General features: G+C 38.7%; 15 protein-coding genes. 11 read left to right on the top strand and 4 right to left on the bottom strand.

Annotated features, from left to right (window positions below):
* The first annotated feature begins 59 nt into the window (after positions 1-59).
* A complete protein-coding gene (locus QUG14_RS08145; RefSeq protein ID WP_289340011.1) occupies positions 60-1,826 on the top strand; it encodes a sigma-54 interaction domain-containing protein in 1,767 nt (588 codons plus the stop codon).
* Positions 1,827-1,840: 14 nt separating this feature from the next.
* Positions 1,841-3,592 (top strand): sigma-54 interaction domain-containing protein, encoded by a 1,752-nt coding sequence (locus QUG14_RS08140; protein WP_289340010.1) that lies wholly within the window; start codon positions 1,841-1,843, stop codon positions 3,590-3,592.
* A gap of 381 nt (positions 3,593-3,973) precedes the next feature.
* Here QUG14_RS08140 and QUG14_RS08135 read toward each other — a convergent pair whose 3' ends face one another.
* The gene (locus QUG14_RS08135; protein WP_289340009.1) at positions 3,974-4,552 is read right to left on the bottom strand and encodes a LysE family translocator; all 579 of its coding nucleotides are present in this window, start codon (positions 4,550-4,552) and stop codon (positions 3,974-3,976) included.
* Positions 4,553-4,685: 133 nt separating this feature from the next.
* Here QUG14_RS08135 and QUG14_RS08130 point away from each other — a divergent pair, with 133 nt between their 5' ends.
* A complete protein-coding gene (locus QUG14_RS08130) occupies positions 4,686-5,594 on the top strand; it encodes a LysR family transcriptional regulator (RefSeq protein ID WP_289340008.1) in 909 nt (302 codons plus the stop codon).
* A gap of 180 nt (positions 5,595-5,774) precedes the next feature.
* On the opposite strand, the gene QUG14_RS08125 is transcribed toward QUG14_RS08130, so the two are convergent.
* Positions 5,775-7,124, bottom strand: coding sequence for an MFS transporter (locus QUG14_RS08125; protein ID WP_289340007.1), 1,350 nt, complete (start codon positions 7,122-7,124; stop codon positions 5,775-5,777).
* A gap of 463 nt (positions 7,125-7,587) precedes the next feature.
* Between QUG14_RS08125 and QUG14_RS08120 the strand changes: the two genes are divergently transcribed.
* The 8 genes from QUG14_RS08120 (at position 7,588) to QUG14_RS08090 (ending at position 14,918) form a co-directional block, all read left to right on the top strand.
* Entirely contained in the window at positions 7,588-8,718 is a 1,131-nt protein-coding gene (locus QUG14_RS08120) for an FAD-dependent monooxygenase (RefSeq protein ID WP_289340006.1), read from the top strand.
* 43 nt (positions 8,719-8,761) lie between these two features.
* Positions 8,762-9,868, top strand: a complete 1,107-nt coding sequence (locus QUG14_RS08115) for an alpha/beta hydrolase family protein (protein ID WP_289340005.1) — start codon at positions 8,762-8,764, stop codon at positions 9,866-9,868.
* 28 nt (positions 9,869-9,896) lie between these two features.
* On the top strand, positions 9,897-10,841 hold the full coding sequence (locus QUG14_RS08110) for a VOC family protein (protein WP_289340004.1): 945 nt from the start codon (positions 9,897-9,899) through the stop codon (positions 10,839-10,841).
* A gap of 82 nt (positions 10,842-10,923) precedes the next feature.
* On the top strand, positions 10,924-11,829 hold the full coding sequence (locus QUG14_RS08105) for a fumarylacetoacetate hydrolase family protein (RefSeq protein ID WP_289340003.1): 906 nt from the start codon (positions 10,924-10,926) through the stop codon (positions 11,827-11,829).
* Between the two features lie 11 nt (positions 11,830-11,840).
* Positions 11,841-12,488 carry an SDR family NAD(P)-dependent oxidoreductase gene (locus QUG14_RS08100; protein ID WP_289340002.1) on the top strand — a complete coding sequence of 216 codons (648 nt, stop codon included), beginning with the start codon at positions 11,841-11,843 and terminating at the stop codon, positions 12,486-12,488.
* Between the two features lie 7 nt (positions 12,489-12,495).
* A complete protein-coding gene (locus tag QUG14_RS29750) occupies positions 12,496-12,615 on the top strand; it encodes an SDR family oxidoreductase (RefSeq protein ID WP_353961066.1) in 120 nt (39 codons plus the stop codon).
* A gap of 119 nt (positions 12,616-12,734) precedes the next feature.
* Complete coding sequence (locus QUG14_RS08095; protein WP_289340001.1) at positions 12,735-13,490, top strand: cyclase family protein; 756 nt, start codon at positions 12,735-12,737, stop codon at positions 13,488-13,490.
* A 165-nt stretch (positions 13,491-13,655) separates the two neighbouring features.
* Positions 13,656-14,918 (top strand): MFS transporter, encoded by a 1,263-nt coding sequence (locus QUG14_RS08090; protein WP_289340000.1) that lies wholly within the window; start codon positions 13,656-13,658, stop codon positions 14,916-14,918.
* Positions 14,919-14,999: 81 nt separating this feature from the next.
* Here the strand turns inward: QUG14_RS08090 and QUG14_RS08085 are convergent, their stop codons facing one another.
* Complete coding sequence (locus QUG14_RS08085; RefSeq protein ID WP_289339999.1) at positions 15,000-15,935, bottom strand: amidohydrolase family protein; 936 nt, start codon at positions 15,933-15,935, stop codon at positions 15,000-15,002.
* A gap of 32 nt (positions 15,936-15,967) precedes the next feature.
* Positions 15,968-16,744, bottom strand: coding sequence for an IclR family transcriptional regulator (locus QUG14_RS08080; protein WP_289344100.1), 777 nt, complete (start codon positions 16,742-16,744; stop codon positions 15,968-15,970).
* Positions 16,745-16,864: the final 120 nt, after the last annotated feature.

Raw genomic sequence — 16,864 nt, 5'->3', positions numbered from 1 at the left:
AAGCGTTCCCTTTTGTATCGTGTAAAAGATTACGAGGTTTGAAGAGGTGGTAATAGAAGATGGCAGAATTAAACCAAGTTGTAATCGATTATTTTCAAAAAGTTTGCAACTCAATTGGGAATTATGAAACTGGAATATCAAAAATCATCCTTCTAAGCAATCTGTATACATACCAATGCCATTACAATGTTCAGGAAAGGGAAATAGAATGTAATGGAGATTCCTTTAACTGGATGAAACCGGTAAAGTGGAAAGAATATTTCAATTCCAATTCTTTTTCGTGCGGAGATACCCAATCGGAATGGATTTATATTCGGCCGATTTCACATAATGGCGAGGATAAATACTTTTTGACCATTATTTACCCAGAAAGTAATAATAAGAAAATACTTCAAATTCTAGATCTCCTTGCGAAACAGATAAGCTATCAACTAGTGACCCAGCCAAATCTTAAATCCCTATTTTTGCAAAGTAGATATCAAAAGCAGATAACGAACACCATCGATGAAGGCTATTTGACTGTTGATAAAAATGGAATCATTACCTTTATTAACCAAACAGGGACAAACATGCTAGGTATTGATATAAATGATCTAACAGGCCATCCTCTCGGTGATGTTTTGCCTAACTTTAAGCCATCACCACTTGAAACTTTACATACAAAGGAAAATTGGGTCAATCGCGAGGTGTTTTTTGACTTACCAAAGGGTAAGACTCATATAATTTTTTCTGTTATTCCTATGTTTGAAAATGGGTTACCTGTTGGAATTGTCATTACCTTTAAAGAAATGAAAATCATATTGAAAAAATTGGAGAGTTTAGTCAGCATTAAACCCATTTTTCAATTCGAAGATCTAATATATAGAAGTCGTGCCATGCAGGAATTGGTAAAAACGGCAAAAGTCGCGGCCAAAACAGAGTCCAATATTTTAATAGAAGGTGAGAGCGGTACAGGAAAAGAATTAATCGCCCAGGCGATACATAATCATAGCCAGCGGAATGGTAAACCGTTTATTGTTATTGACTGTTCTTCAATACCAAGAGATTTAGTAGAAAGTGAGTTGTTCGGCTATGTTGATGGGGCTTTTACAGGTGCCCGTAAAGGCGGAAGGCTCGGAAAGTTTGAAGTAGCCAATGGGGGCACGGTGTTTCTCGATGAAATTGGGGAAATGCCCTTAGAAATTCAAGTGAAATTGTTGCGTGTTCTTCAAAACCGTACGATCACAAGGGTTGGCGGGCACGACCCCATCCCATGTAACGTCAGAATTATCGCCGCAACAAACAGAAATCTCGAGGCAGAAGTTGAAAGCGAAAATTTTCGTTTAGACCTTTATTACCGATTAAATGTCCTACAGCTCACTGTCCCGCCATTAAAAGAAAGAGAGGGAGACATTCCCTTATTGACCAAAACATTGGTTGAAGTTGCGGCCAATCGAACAAACCGTTATTCACCAACGATCCCTATGGAAACGATGAACATACTTGAACGGTATTCATGGCCGGGAAATATAAGAGAATTAGAGAATATCATCGAAAGAGCAATCCTAATCGCTCATGATGTGATTGAGCCTGAACATTTACCAAAATATATTCTTAATGCTGCTCTATTAAGTGTAAAGAGAAAGTCAGAACAGCCGTTATCGATAAATCCTTCCGCTAATAATGTGAATTCTTTTAGAGCGATGGAAAAGGAGTTAATTATTAATACCCTCAAAAATGTGAATGGGAATAAAAGTTTAGCTGCGCGAAAATTAGGGATATCCCGTTCGAACTTGTACGAAAAAATAGCTAAATATCATATCGAAACTATAAATGTATATGAATAGGGGTGTTTTCGCGCATGAATATTCAGACTGGTCTTGTGGTGGACGAGGTCAAAAAGGTTTTTAAGCAAGTTAAAACTGATAATGAAATAGAATCAGAGTTTCAAATTATTGGATTGGATAAATCTTATATTTGTCATTATGACCCTTTTCTAGGTGAGGTAGTTGTGGATATTGGGAGAGCAATAAACCTACCCCATGATTTGACCTTACTCCACAAAACGACATGCTATGATGACCGAGACATCGGAATACCTAAGGACGGCAAATTCGAATATCTATACTCCTCACCGATTAATCTAGAATTAGAAACAAAATACGTTCTTATTTGCACCTCACATGAAAGCCATGACTCATTTACGCTTCTTATCTTAGAAATGTTGGCAAATTTTATTAGCGCACGGATCGAAACACATGTAAAACTGCAGGAAATATTTTTAATGAACGAGCATATGAAACAGATAACAGAAACGGTAAGTGCAGGCAGTTTATCACTTGATAAATTCGGAACCATTTTATTACTCAATGAAGTTGGAGCAGAAATGCTTGGTTTAACAACAGATGAAGTTTTAGGAAAGTCTATTTCTGAGGTGTTGGATAATCAGTCATTTTCTTTAGATGTCTTAAAAACGAGGAAGCCAATTCTAGATAAAGAAATAAAAATAAAAATTAATAAGGGTCAATATTATTTCTTATTTTCTTCTGTTCCCCTTTATGATAACTTGAATGAACCGATTGGAGTCCTCTTTCATTTTAAGGATATTAGAAAAGAAGTAGAAATGATTGTAAACAGTAAGAGCTTTTTTCACTTTGACGATATTATTTATCAATGTGAAGAAATGGAGGACTTAATCCAATTAGCTAAAAAAGCTGCATTGCAGGACTCGAGTATCTTAATTGAAGGCGAAAGTGGAACAGGGAAAGAACTGATTGCCCAATCCATACATAATTACAGCAGTCGGTCAAAAAAGCCATTTATTGTGATTGATTGTTCCGCCATACCTAGGAATCTAGTGGAAAGTGAGTTGTTTGGCTATGAAGAAGGTTCCTTTACCGGTTCACACAAAGGGGGAAGAATGGGAAAATTCGAACGTGCCAACGGTGGGACTGTTTTTCTCGATGAAATTGGAGAAATGCCATTAGAGATTCAATCCAAACTTCTCCGTGTTATTCAAAGCAGGTCCATTACGAGAGTGGGCGGACACGAACCGATTCCGATTAATATCAGGATCATTGCGGCTACAAATCGTAATTTGGCGCATGAAGTATCGGAAGGCAGTTTTCGACATGATTTGTACTATCGATTAAATGTTATAAACTTGTTTGTTCCTGCTTTACGTGACCGTAAAGGGGATCTTCCATTACTTGTTCATAAATTGATGGAAAAGACGGCCAAACGTGAAAAAAGGGATGTTCCCAATCTTTCGGACCGAATCATGAGAGTTCTTGAAACCTATGCTTGGCCGGGGAATATTAGGGAACTGGAGAATACCATGGAACGTGCAGTTATCCTTGCAAATGGAGAAATTGACTATCAGCAGCTGCCAAAACGATTGCTGGAGACAGAAAATAGGAACGAGTCTTCCACACCTGTTAAAACCGAACCTTTTATTAGCCATACAGGCCAAAAGCTAAAGACTGTCATGGAAAAGCAATTAATTATCAATGCCCTTAAAGAGTTAAAAGGAAACAAAAGCAAAGTGGCAAAAAAACTTGGAATCGCCAGATCGACCTTATATGAAAAAATGTATCATTATGAATTACTCTAGAGTTCCATATAAAAACATGTAAAAGTAGTGCATAAGAAATCGAATTGCTTTTTTTATTAATATATCAAGGTTTCTTCACTTTTTTAGAGAATAATTAACATGTATAATAACCATAATGTTAACTCTAACCAAAATTTTAATTATGGTACTTGATAAATAGAGTACGATTTTGTATGCAAAAGTAGTTTTTGTGAATGAGCAATCATTAATGATTCAAAGAGTATTTTAATTTTTGTATGAGGTAGAGGTGGAGAGAAATTGACACCTACCCAAAGATTTCAATTAACAAAATAGGTCTTTGAATTGAAAGACATTTTTTCAAATGCAATAAAAAAACAGCGACATGTGAACATTGTTGCTGTTTTATCCTCATAATAAGTTTTAAATAAGAATACTTGCCGCTGAATATATCAACAACAAACTCATAATAAATCGAAATGACTTGTCATATTTAAAAAAGAATTTCTTAAAAATCGAGCCAAACCCTGACCACAAAAGTAGCGCTATCCACCCTAGAAAAATCGCTAAAGTTAAGTAAGAACCAATTGATTTATAAGAATTATAAAACGGCAATATAAAAGCACTCATTACTGTTAAAAAAAACAAAATGCTTTTGACATTTATGAGCTGAAAGATAAATCCAGATAAGAAAGAAGATTTCACGTTACTAGTATCTTTCCCTGAACTTTTGTGCAAGCCCACCTTCCATGCCAAGTAGAGCAAATATGTAGCACCAGCTATTTTAAAATATGGCTCTACTAAAGGTATCCATTTGTATAAACTTGTTGTAAATACTCCGCTCAAAATTCCTAGTACCGCAAACCCTGCCAAGATTCCGCTATTGAATTTCCACGACGCTAAAAAACCAAATCTCCTTCCTTCATTCATCATTAAGATGTTACTTGGACCTGGTGTAATTGATGTAATAATTACATACGAAAGAAACGCTACTATATTCATAGACCCACCTTCATTTACTAATTTACTATTGAACAGCCTCTATTGTATGATGATATTAACTATAAATAAAATTGAAATTAAAAAATTCATTATCATTATTTTCGATAATGCCTTCAACAAAAGGAGAAACGATATGGAAATTAGACATCTATTAACATTTATGACTATTGTAGAAATAGGAAGTTATACAGGGGCTGCTTCGAAGTTAGGTTATACTCAATCTACGATTACTTCTCATATACAGGCGCTTGAACATGAAATTGGCGGAGAGTTGTTTACTTATGTAAAAAGGAAGTTACAGCTTACTCATATAGGTAGAGAACTAATACCTCTAGCCGAAGATTTACTAACTACTCATGAACAGATAAAGAACATGCGATGCACCCAAGAGATTAAGGGAGTATTAAAAGTGGCTGCACCAGAGTCACTGACTATTTCAAGATTAGGTCCAATAATCAGAGAGTGTTCGTTAAAGTATCCTCATGTCAAACTAATACTAAGTAACGGTACATGCGGGCAAAACCAAATTGACCTAATAACTGGACGGGTAGATGTTGCTTTTATGGTCTATCCAGAAATAAAACCGGAAAAATGCTTACATTATTCACTTTTTGAGGAGGAAATCGTCCTTGTGGGTAGTAATGATGGTCTGGCGCATTTTGACGATTATAAAAGAAATCAAACTAACCAATTTTTTATTACTAATGAAGAAGGTTGTAGTTATAGGGCAATGTTTGAAAAATATCTCTTAAAGCATGATATATACAACTTTCAAACAATGGAGTTATGGAGTATAGAAGCTATTAAAAAGATTGTTATGAGTGGAATTGGATTTTCTGTATTACCTTACATTACGGTTAAAGAAGAAGTGGAAAGTGGAAAACTAAAAATCATCAGTCACAATGAAAAGTTCGAGTCGATTTATTCACATATGCTGATAAAAAAGAAAAAGTGGTTATCCCCAGCAGTAGAAGCATTTATTGAACTTGTTTTAAATTCGACTACTGAAATTAATAAAGAAATGTCTATTCAAATAATGTAATAGAATTAATCTATTAAAACTTAATAATTGGGGCAGATAATTCTCTCAAAAATAGCTAAAAGCAGTGCGATTTCAGTTGTGAAATCCACTGCTCTTACATATGTTTTTATATTTGCCTTTTTCAATGCGGCTACTCCAAAAGAGAACGGCTTAATTTACAAGGGAGACTTTTTTACTCCATTAACTTACATGAACTTTAATGGATGCATCTTCGGCAACGTTTTTATTTTGATAAGCATTTTTTAACGGCACCATCGAGAGAGCAGCGGCTGCAATTAAGCCAGGAATCGCAAAGGCGATAAAGTTTAAGTGAATAGGTAAAGAAACGGATAATAGGAATCCTCCTAAAAGGGGACCAAGCATACCGCCGATCCTGCCGACTCCAGAAGCCATCCCTAATGCTGTAGATCTAATAGATGGCGGATAGTACTGAGAAACATACGCCTGAACAATATTTTGAGCACCAATGGTTGCAGCTCCGGCAATGGCTACTAACAGATAAATTACTAACGTATTTCCTCCAAATCCAAGGAGTGTCAGAGCCACGGCGCCTGAGGCGTACATCGGAACAAGCATTTTTTTTGAACCGTATTTATCACAAAGTCGTCCGATTATCAGTGTCCCGATAATGGCTCCGCCTTGGAGGGCAATGAGAAAGCCTAAACTTGAACTTAATCCATATCCTGCTTCCATCATCAATTTAGGAAGCCAAGTATTCAAACCATAAACCATCAATAAACAACTGAAAAATGCTGTCCAAAACATAACCGTACTGAAGGCTCGTTTCTCCTTAAATAATCCTATGATAGGAACCTTTGATTCTTGTATTTTTAAGTCGATAATCTCATCATTTAGACTAAAATGCGATTCTGGACTTACTTTAGAAAGGGTTGCAATCAATTTTTCTTTTTTACCTGTACGGATCAGATAACTGGCTGTTTCAGGCAGTTGTTTATACATAATAGGCAATATTAATAGTGGAAAACCCGCAAACCAGAAGATTGATTCCCATCCGAAAGTTGGCATTAAGAATATCCCTATTAAGGGAGCAAGAATCCCCCCAACAGAATAACCACATAAAACGATACTTACAATCATACTTCTCATCGTCTTAGGAGCGTAATCTGTTAATAGTGCAATAACATTTGGCATGATTCCTCCCAAACCTAATCCAGCTAAGAAACGAAAGGTTGAGAACGAAGTAGGGGTTTTGGCAAAGCCGCAAAGGAATGTAAATAAACTAAACAGTACTAAGGTTATCGCAATCACGTTCTTCCTGCCAATACGGTCAGCTAAAGTACCGAAAAAGATTGCCCCAAACATCATCCCAAATAACCCATAGGTTCCGATTGCTCCGGCTTCTACCGATGAAAGATTCCATTCCTCTATCAAGCTAGGTACAACTGTTCCATAGACGACCAAATCATAACCATCAAATAAGATAATGATAAAACTCCATAATAGTAACCCTAAATGAAAGCGGTTAAATTTGCTGTTAGCGATAACTTCGGTAGAATTAATTGTTTTCATATTTTTTCCCCTTTTAAAAAAAATAAATTAAATGATAACGCTTACGAAAGTATGAGTGAATTAGTAAGAGTTGCAGGTTAACACTAACTTCTTATTGCTATTAGTGGTATTCGTTCTCTATTTAGAGATTATATACACTTGTGGTTATATTTTCAATAAAAGATTTATACTTTTCGGAATATTAGTACTAAATTGAGTCTATGGAACTATTACGCTTAGTTGTTGTTGTACTAATTTCGGACAATTCACACACATATGTAGTGTTTTCGGACAAAAATCACGGAGAACTGTCGGCTTATTATTTTGAAAATTATGAATGATAGCGTTTTCTACTTTGGCACACTTCTTGCATTATTACTTGGCATAGGATTTAGATACCTTTTCACCGTCTTCACAGTGCGAAGGTTATTTTGAAGACTCAGTAATAGTTAAATCCTAAAGCTAAATAAAAGGAGGGGTTTTCATGTCAAACGTAAAAAAGGTTCTTATTGTTGGTGGGGGTATCGGCGGGCTGGCGACAGCTATTGCTTTGCAAAAGGCTGGTATTGAAACCGAGATTGTTGAAAAGCAAAAGGAATGGAACGTTTATGGAGTTGGCATCATTCTTCAATCTAATGCTCTGAGGGCCATAGATGCACTTGGGATTTCGGAAGAATTTTTAGCGGTGGGAACGACACACTCTGCCTTACATATCCGGGACTCACAGGGAAATATGATCTTTGATGCACCTATTCATCCATCCGGACAGTTCAATATGACGGGAGGTATTCCGAGAAGGGACTTTCACGAAATATTGCTGCAAGCTGCTATTAATAATGGAACGAAGATTCGAATGGGCACCACTGTTGAAGCAATTGAAAATGCGGGCAGCTTTGTCTATACAAAATTCACCGATGGTACCTCAGGGACCTATGATCTTGTAGTTGGATCCGATGGAGTTAGATCAAAGGTTCGTAACTTGGTGTTTGGCGAAATTGAACCAAGCTTTGTCGGACAGGCTGTCTGGCGTTATACCCTGAAACGTCCATCTGATCTCGATAACATTACGATGTTTTATGGACGGAAAGCTAAAGCTGGTATTGTTCCCATGACCAAGGATAGTTGTTATGTTTTTGTTGTTACAGCAGAACCAGGAAACCCATGGAAGCAAGAGGATCAACTGGATGTTCTTATGCGTGAGGCATTTCAAGAATTTGGAGGCTTAATCGCAGAATTAAGTGAACAAATTACCGATCCAAAAGAAGTGGTTTATCGACCGCTCGAAACCCTAATTGTCGAGAAGCCTTGGCATCGGGAACGCGTACTTCTAATTGGAGACGCTGCCCATGCAACCGTTCCCCATTTAGCACAGGGGGCAGCGATGGCGATTGAGGATGCCCTTGTTTTAGCAGAATTGCTACAAAGTGATAATCCAGTATCAGACATTTTAGACGAATTCATGGACAGGCGATTTGAACGTTGTAAATTTGTGGTCGATAATTCAAACACTTTGGTTAACTGGGAACTATTGCAATTAGAAGGCAGGTTGCCAAAAGAGAATAACCCGAATGCCATTGTTGCACAAAGTCTCGTTAAAATGACAGAGACCATCTAGTAAAGCCATTGGAAAAATTTAAAGAATTTGGAGTGTAGTAGATATGTGGCATTATTTCCCTGAACATTATATGTGGTCTTACCAAATTGTAAGGATGTTTAGCCAAGCCCATTTTGGCGGCGGTGAAGTGAATGAAATCTTAGAAGCAGCGGGCAATATTACTCTTGGGAATACGGAGAGTTTTCATCATGCATGGATGGGCGCTGGTAACCGTACACTTGCTGTTGCCAATGAAGCCCAGGACCAAGAGCAGATTGAAACAGCGAGAGCAGCTTATTTGCGGGCATCCAATTATATCAGAACCGCTGAGTTTTTCCTTCAGCCGGATGATCCTAGAAAAATACCAACCTATTTAAAAGGTGTAGAATCCTTTAGAAAAGGCGCGGAAATGCTGGATAACCCTCCAATGGCAGTCCAAATCCCCTATGAAAACTCGTTTCTGCCTGGATACTTTTTCGCTGTCCCAGGTAAAAAAGATTCTCCATTAGTGGTTATGTTCGGCGGCCTCGATTCGACAGCTGAGGAACTTTATTTTGGTCCTGCCCAGCTGTTAAATGAACGGGGAATTGCTCTCCTTGCTATTGATGGCCCCGGTCAAGGTGGAGCATTAAGGTTAAATCATATTTCATCTCGTTACGATTACAATGTTGCTGGTACTGCCGCATATGAATGGGCTGCTCAAAACCTTGATATTGATCCAAATCGAGTTGGAATCATGGCAGTTTCAATGGGCGGTTATATGGCAGCAAGGTCAGCAGCCTTTGAACCGCGCTTTAAGGCATGCGCCGTTTGGGGTGCTGTTTATGACTATCAATCTGTTTGGGCAAAACGTCCAGATAACCACCCATTAGCAAAAATTCTTCAGCATGTTGTTGGTACTGAATCGATGGATGAAGCACGGAAAAAGTTGGATCTCTTTAACCTTAAAGGGGTTGCTGAAAAAATTTCCATGCCAACCTATATTATTCATGGTGAGGATGATCGTCAGGTCTCTGTCGAGAATGCTTACAATTTATATAATGATTTAACATGCCCAAGATGGTTGAAAATTGTTCCGAAAAGCAGTCCTGGTTCCGCTCATTGTCAGGTGGATAACGTAACCGAGACCTATGAAATGTATGATTGGCTCAAACTTCAGTTGAACGCTTAATATTTTTATTTTTTAGGAGGAAAAAATCATGCCAAAAAGAAATCATTTTATCTCTCAATTAGCCCATGTGGAACTTTTAAGCCCAAAGCCAGAAGAGTCTGTGAAATTTTTCAAGGAAATATTGGGAATGGAGGAATCCGGAAGAATCGGTCAATCTGTTTACATGCGTGCATGGGGAGAGTTTTTTCACCACAGTTTAAAGATAACCGAAGCAAAAACAAATGGAGTTGGCCATATTGGCTGGCGTGCGGAAAGTGACGAAGATTTACTGGATGCCGTTCAATACATTGAGAACATGGGCTGCGGAAAAGGATGGATTGATGGAGACCTAGGACATGGGAGAGCCTATCAATACTACTCTCCTGATGGACATTTAGAAGAAATTTTCTGGGAGGTCGAACTAGCCGAAATCCCTGCTCATCTGAAAAGTAAATGGAGATCCCGTCCGCAAAAAAATCCAAGCCGCGGTGCGTCGGTAAGACGATTAGATCATGTGACGCTATGGACTAGTGATGTAACCCGTCACACAAATTTCTATAAAGAGTTAGGCTTTAAACACAATGAAGGAATTGTCATTCCTAATGGTACAGAGGTTGGGTCGTTACTAGCCGTTTCAAGCTTATCACATGAAATTGCCTTATTTGCTGATTTTAAGAAGGAGCATGGGCAGTTGAACCATTTATGTTTTGCAGTGGAAAATAGGGATCAAGTGCTGGAGACTGCAGATTACGTGGTAGATAACGGTTATAGGTTAGAGATGAAACCATTTAAGCATGCGGTGGGTGAGGCGTTTACAACTTATGCGATTGAACCGGGCGGTAACCGTATTGAAATATATGGAGGATCACCATTGTACTTTGCGCCAGATTATGGTCCTAAGATGTGGAAGGTTGAGGAAAATCCGAACGATGCCTGGGATGAAGTGAACATTTTTGAATCTGCACAGTTTGATAGTATCAGAGAAAAGGCTTAATTTTTCAGAGGTTCATTGAAAGAAATAAAGGACGTCTAGATGATGTCCTTTATTCGTTTAAGAGAATGGGGGTATAAAGACAATGAAATTTGTTACTTTTCGCAATCCGAACGGTGAAAAACGTGGTGGGTGGCTTAGCGGCGATGGAGTTGTAGATATGCAGCTTGTCGGACAAGGGAAATTACCAGTTAGCATTCGCGAATTGTTGGAAAACCAAGAAGCCTATTTGCCAGGGGTCCAGTCAATAGAAAAAGATGTCCAGCCAACCTATTCAATGGAAGAAATTGAATTGCTTGCCCCGTTGCCAAATCCTTGTACGTTCCGGGATTTTGTCGCATTTGAAACACATGTGAAAAATGCAGCGGCAACACATGGAAACACTGTCGCACCAGAATGGTATGAAGTGCCAATCTTCTATTTTTCAAATCCGAATGCCATGAGGGGACCAGATGAAGAAGTGGCACGCCCCAAAAAGTGTGTGAAATTGGATTATGAATTAGAACTAGCCTGTATCATTGGGAAAGAAGGAAAAAACATTAAAGCAAGTGAAGCAGAAGAATATATTTTCGGATATACGATTTTAAATGATTGGTCTGCCCGTGACTTGCAGGCGCAGGAAATGAAGGTATTACTCGGCCCGGCAAAGGGAAAAGATTTTGCTACATCAATTGGCCCTTGGATTGTAACAAAAGATGAAATGGAAAAATACAAAATCGGTAATGTGTTCGATTTGGAGATGACTGCTAAAGTAAACGGAGAAAAGTGGTCCCATGGAAATTTTAAAGATATTTACTATTCATTCGGACAAATGATCGAGCGGGCTTCCGAGGATGTTACGCTGTACCCTGGTGACATCATCGGCTCTGGTACGGTTGGGTTCGGGTGCATCTTAGAATTGGGAACCGACAAGTACCGCTGGCTGGAGCCTGGAGATGAACTAGAATTGGAGATTACTGGACTGGGAGTTTTAAGGAATAGGATTGTTTAGGGGGTGACACAATGCCCAAAAGATTTGCAGGAAAGGATTGCTTAGTCAGTGGTGCAGGTTCAGGCATCGGACAGGTAACTGCTATTTCTTTTGCCAGGGAAGGTGCAAAAGTTATTGTTGCTGACATCTACGAAGAGGGTGGGAAGCAAACCTTATCTTCAATCGAATCAAGAGGCGGGGAAGGAATTTTTATTAAATCTGATATCTCAAAAAGTGCCGATACAGAGGCAATGGTTCAGGTAGCGGTAGAGCATTTTGGCAGGCTGGATCACGCTGTTAATTGCGCTGGAATAACGGGAGGCATGAGTTTACCAACACATGAATACCCAGAGGATAGGTGGCATCAAGTGCTAGCGGTGAATCTCACCGGCATTTGGTATTCGGTTAAAGCCCAATTAAATCAAATGCTGAAACAAGGTGGAGGAACCATTGTCAATGTGGCCTCTGCTGCCGGTCTAAAAGGACATCCTAATAATGTCCCCTATTCAGCAACCAAACATGGCGTAATCGGGCTAACGAAAACAGCTGCCCTTGAATATGCAACGAAAAATATTCGTGTGAATGCCGTTTGTCCTACCGCAATTGAGACACCGATGATAATGGATGGGCGTTTAAATTTAAGAAATAAACCAGGAATTACGAGAAATATTTACAAATGAGCAAGCGATGATGAGGATGGGCCAGCCCAAAGAAGTTGCCGATGTCATTTTGTGGTTGAGTTCTGATGAATCGTCTTTTATTACAGGGCATGCCACGCCAGTCGATGGCGGTGCATTCGCAAAATAAAACATTATGCCGATGAAGGACAAAACGAGGAAACTGCCAGGAAGATTTGTCCTTCATAAAGCAATTAACGAAAATGCCAAGACGATTGTTGGGATAAAATTCATATAATGGAGGGCTTTATGTCTAGAATAATAGATTTAAGTGTTTCGCTCGAAAAAGAGTTAAAAGATCCGCTGCCATTTTCAATCCGCTATGAAACGCATGAAGAGGGTGCTGAATTTGGCGCGAAGTTGGTTGGTGTAACACCGGATGATTTTCCAGAGAGAAAAGGACTTGCTGGAGAGTTTCTGACTTTAACTAGTCATGCCGGCACACATGTTGATGCACCATGGCATTATTGGCCAACCTCAGAAGGGAAAGCTGCCAGAACCATTGATGAAATGCCGCTCGAATGGTTCTTTAACGATGGGGTTGTCCTTGACTTTACCGACAAGCCTGCAGGTTATAAAATCAGCATTTCTGACCTCCAGGAAAAATTACAAAAAATAGAATACCAATTAAAGCCTTTAGATATCGTGATGATTCGCTGTGATGCGGATAAAAAAAGATATGAGCCCAATTATAGTGAAATACATGTAGGCGTTTCTGCCGAAGCCACTCTTTGGCTGATTGACCAAGGCATAAAAGTGATGGGGACTGACGGATGGGGCTGGGATACTCCATTGTCCATTCAAGCCGCGGATTATAAGGGAAATCCACGCCCAGGTGTCCTATGGGCAGCCCATTATGCTGGTAGAGAAAAAGAATATTGCCAAATTGAAAAACTAGCAAACTTGGATCAATTACCGCCATATGGTTTTAAGGTTTCTGTTTTCCCTGTGAAAATTAAAGGTGCAAGTGGTGGCTGGACCCGGGCAGTAGCGATGATAGATTAAAGCCATTATCCGATAAATTATCTGAAAATATATTAAAACCATATTACTGTAAACGAAATTGTATATTTCTCTATTAATTTATACTGCCCTATACTTTGTATAAGTAAAGCGCTTACTTGAAGAGGAGATATCCAAGACAATTCTATATTATAAAGGGGTGTAATGATGACGAATAAGAAACTATCATTTTTTAGGTATGAAAATAACCTGCTGATCCTCTTATTTTTGGTCTTTGGTCTTGTTTTTATGGACAGGTTAAGTATTATTTTTCTTTTTCCATTTGTAGCCGAGGAGTTAAACTTGAATAACACCCAAATGGGAATGCTTGTCGGGGCAACGAGTATTGCCTGGGGGATATCAACTTTGCTTTTTGCGAGTGTTTCAGATTTTATTGGCAAAAAGAAGCTAACATTAATCATTTTTATTCTTGGTTTTTCGATTGCCACCTTTACCTCAGGTTTAGTGGGCGGGCTTGGTTCGCTTATTTTAGTACGTTTATTGATGGGGATTACGGAGGGACCAGTCATTCCGTTGATCCAGTCTACGATGATGGCTGAATCAACTCCAAAAAGAAGGGGCACAAATCTGGGGTTAATCCAGGGTTCAGCCTCAATAATGGGGAATGCCATTGCACCTGTCTTAGTCGTAGCTATTGCAGTAGCAACAAATTGGCGTTATTCATTTTTTGCCTTGGCCATACCGGGGATCATCTTAGCGGTGATTTTAATGTTTTATATGAAAGAACCAAATTTCAATAAGGGTCTTGGTACGAACGACATAAAAGTAAAACCAACGTTTCAAGAATATAAAAGTGTATTTAAAACACGTAATGTTTGGGTCAGTATGTTAATGGCTATTTTTTACATGACCTACCTATTAGTTTTTACTAGTTTCATGCCGCTATTTTTATCGGGTGTTTCCAACTATAGTACTGGACAATATGGAGCGATATTAGGAATCATGGGGGTAGGGATGTTCTTTTGGCAATTTCTCTTACCATCTTTATCAGATAAACTCGGCAGAAAGACAATCATTGTTCCTGCTACATTTATTGCGATTTTACTCCCACTAGCAGTCGCAGTTTTCCATGCGAACTTTGTGGTGCTTGCTATTGCTGTCTTTATTCTTACCATTGGATTTGGGGCACAGCCGCTCTATCTTGCCATCATACCATCAGAGTCCGTTCCCAGAGTTTTTGCAGCAACAGCAATCGCTTGTGTTGTTCTTACCGGAGAAATCATTGGTGGAACCGCAGGCCCTGTCATTGCTGGAATTCTTGCTGATAAGTTTAGCCTATACGCACCGTTATGGCTAGCGAGCGGTACGGCAGTTGTTTTCTTCTTCCTTTCCTTTTTACTCAGGGAAACAGCACCAGTAAAAGTGTCTCGTAATATTTCAGAAGATTCCGTAATTACCACCACTATATAAAAAGAGAAGTCTATATGAAACGACTAAAGGCACCAGAATATAACAATTCAAGTGCCTTTAGCCATTTATTTCTTTATTACCTTAACCTAATAAAGAATATATACCCTCTTGAAATTTTACTTCAGGAGGCCAAACAGAAAGGTCAAAAGGATAATCCGATCCAGGAACAACCCTGTCAGTTCCAACTGCTTTAACGAGGAATTCCAAACTTTCTTCATTCCACAATACGGTATCATACCAAAAGCGTTTCAAGTATTCAGATGGCGGTGCCTTTAGGTTGGAGGAAACAAGTTTCCATTGCTCGTAACCTTTGTCCAGCCGACCAATTTGATAAGGTAAGAAACCACCGCCGTGGGCAAACAGGATTTTTACATTTGGATATGTGTCAATTAATCCACTTAATAAAAGGTCGGTTGCACAAACGGTAGTTTCCCACGGGACTCCTATCAAATTCGGCATCATTCTTCTTTTTAACCGAGGGTCTTCACACAACAGTGGATGGATAAAGACAATGGCTTTTTGACGATTCGCTTCTTCAAAAAAAGGTGTGAAAAATCCATCAGATAACATTTGACCTGGCAGACCTGGGCCAATAATGACTCCTTTTAGTCCAAGATTCATGGCATTTTGTAAGACTTGAGCTGCTTTGTCTGGGTTAGTGAGGGGAACGGTTCCTAATGCTGAGATTTTTTGGGGTGCAGATTTTGACCACTCAGCCAATGAACGGTTGTATACGTTGGAAATTTCCGTTGTAATTTCATCAGGAAAATCATATAGAAAAAGTTGCGGGATGGGTGAAACAACTGAATGGCTTACACCGGCGGCTGCTTGTTCTTGTAAATAGCGTTCACTGTCGATGAAAGCCTGCTTAAGCTCAAAACCCCATTTTTCATTCACTACTAAAAATTCATTCTTGTTTTCGTCCGTTTTTGTCCATTTGGCATTTATTAATTCCTTGTTATCCTTTAGCCATGTTATAACATCTGACGGGATAAAATGAGTATGAAAATCATGCATTTGAAAAGCTCCTTTTCCAAAATATTTTAAGGTTAGCCTCTGTATCCCATTCGTTCTGAGACTTCCATGGCGGCAGTAATAATTTTCTTGGCAAAAGCTTGAATCTTATGGGACTGAATTCTTTGTTTAGGCCCAACGACAGACAAGGCGGCAATTACTTTACCTCTGTAATCATATATAGGGGCAGCTAGAGAATTTACACCTTCATTTAATTCTTCAAAACTAGTAGAATATCCATTTTTTCGAATTTCTTTTAAATGAGTACGGAATTTATCTCGATCTGTAATGGTATGTTTGGTGTATTTTTCTAACTCTCTTTCGAGAACTCTATCAACTAATTCCTCATCTGCATAGGCAAGCAGCACTTTACCCGAGCTGGTACAGTGGGGAGGATTTCGTCTCCCAACATGGGTCAAGAACCTTACGGGATGATTACATTCTACTTTTTGCAAATAAATAACTTCTAATTTATCGATAACAGAAATGTGAGCGGTTTCGCCAAGATTATCTACAAGCCTGCTTAAGACAGGGTAAGACTCACGGTAAACATCTGTATTACTATTGACGATGCTGCTTAACGAAAGAAGGGAGAGACCAAGACAATATTTTTTCGTATCAGGGTCTTTATAAACAAATCCTTCACTTGCCAGAGTTGCCATCGTCCGGCTAACCGTGCTTTTGTTTAGTCCAAGTGAAGCGGAAATATCACTAACCTTTTTTTCAGGCTCATCCATGGAAAAGCTTTTTAATATTCTAAGAGCATTCTTTACGGATGATAGATAAACATCCTCTTGATTTTTATGTTCCAGGTGACTCACTCCTTTGTTTCAATATAGAAAACGCTGTTGTTCTATAGTACGCAATATAGCAGAAAGTTTTTTAAAAGGAAAGGGAAAATTAAGATAATTTAGATTATTAAAATTTATTTC

The organism is Neobacillus sp. CF12 (assembly GCF_030348765.1).
Classification (GTDB): Bacteria; Bacillota; Bacilli; order Bacillales; family Cytobacillaceae; genus Neobacillus.
This window is presented reverse-complemented; position numbering and strand designations above follow the sequence as displayed.

What these genes read in the sequence shown, in the direction of transcription:
- QUG14_RS08145 (WP_289340011.1), top strand. Translation starts at nt 60, where the DNA reads ATGGCAGAATTAAACCAAGTTGTAATCGATTATTTTCAAAAAGTTTGC.
- QUG14_RS08100 (WP_289340002.1), top strand. Translation starts at nt 11,841, where the DNA reads ATGCCCAAAAGATTTGCAGGAAAGGATTGCTTAGTCAGTGGTGCAGGT.
- QUG14_RS08105 (WP_289340003.1), top strand. Translation starts at nt 10,924, where the DNA reads ATGAAATTTGTTACTTTTCGCAATCCGAACGGTGAAAAACGTGGTGGG.
- QUG14_RS08130 (WP_289340008.1), top strand. Translation starts at nt 4,686, where the DNA reads ATGGAAATTAGACATCTATTAACATTTATGACTATTGTAGAAATAGGA.
- QUG14_RS08120 (WP_289340006.1), top strand. Translation starts at nt 7,588, where the DNA reads ATGTCAAACGTAAAAAAGGTTCTTATTGTTGGTGGGGGTATCGGCGGG.
- QUG14_RS29750 (WP_353961066.1), top strand. Translation starts at nt 12,496, where the DNA reads ATGATGAGGATGGGCCAGCCCAAAGAAGTTGCCGATGTCATTTTGTGG.
- QUG14_RS08110 (WP_289340004.1), top strand. Translation starts at nt 9,897, where the DNA reads ATGCCAAAAAGAAATCATTTTATCTCTCAATTAGCCCATGTGGAACTT.
- QUG14_RS08115 (WP_289340005.1), top strand. Translation starts at nt 8,762, where the DNA reads ATGTGGCATTATTTCCCTGAACATTATATGTGGTCTTACCAAATTGTA.
- QUG14_RS08090 (WP_289340000.1), top strand. Translation starts at nt 13,656, where the DNA reads ATGACGAATAAGAAACTATCATTTTTTAGGTATGAAAATAACCTGCTG.
- QUG14_RS08085 (WP_289339999.1), bottom strand. Translation starts at nt 15,935, where the DNA reads ATGCATGATTTTCATACTCATTTTATCCCGTCAGATGTTATAACATGG.
- QUG14_RS08095 (WP_289340001.1), top strand. Translation starts at nt 12,735, where the DNA reads ATGTCTAGAATAATAGATTTAAGTGTTTCGCTCGAAAAAGAGTTAAAA.
- QUG14_RS08140 (WP_289340010.1), top strand. Translation starts at nt 1,841, where the DNA reads ATGAATATTCAGACTGGTCTTGTGGTGGACGAGGTCAAAAAGGTTTTT.
- QUG14_RS08125 (WP_289340007.1), bottom strand. Translation starts at nt 7,124, where the DNA reads ATGAAAACAATTAATTCTACCGAAGTTATCGCTAACAGCAAATTTAAC.
- QUG14_RS08135 (WP_289340009.1), bottom strand. Translation starts at nt 4,552, where the DNA reads ATGAATATAGTAGCGTTTCTTTCGTATGTAATTATTACATCAATTACA.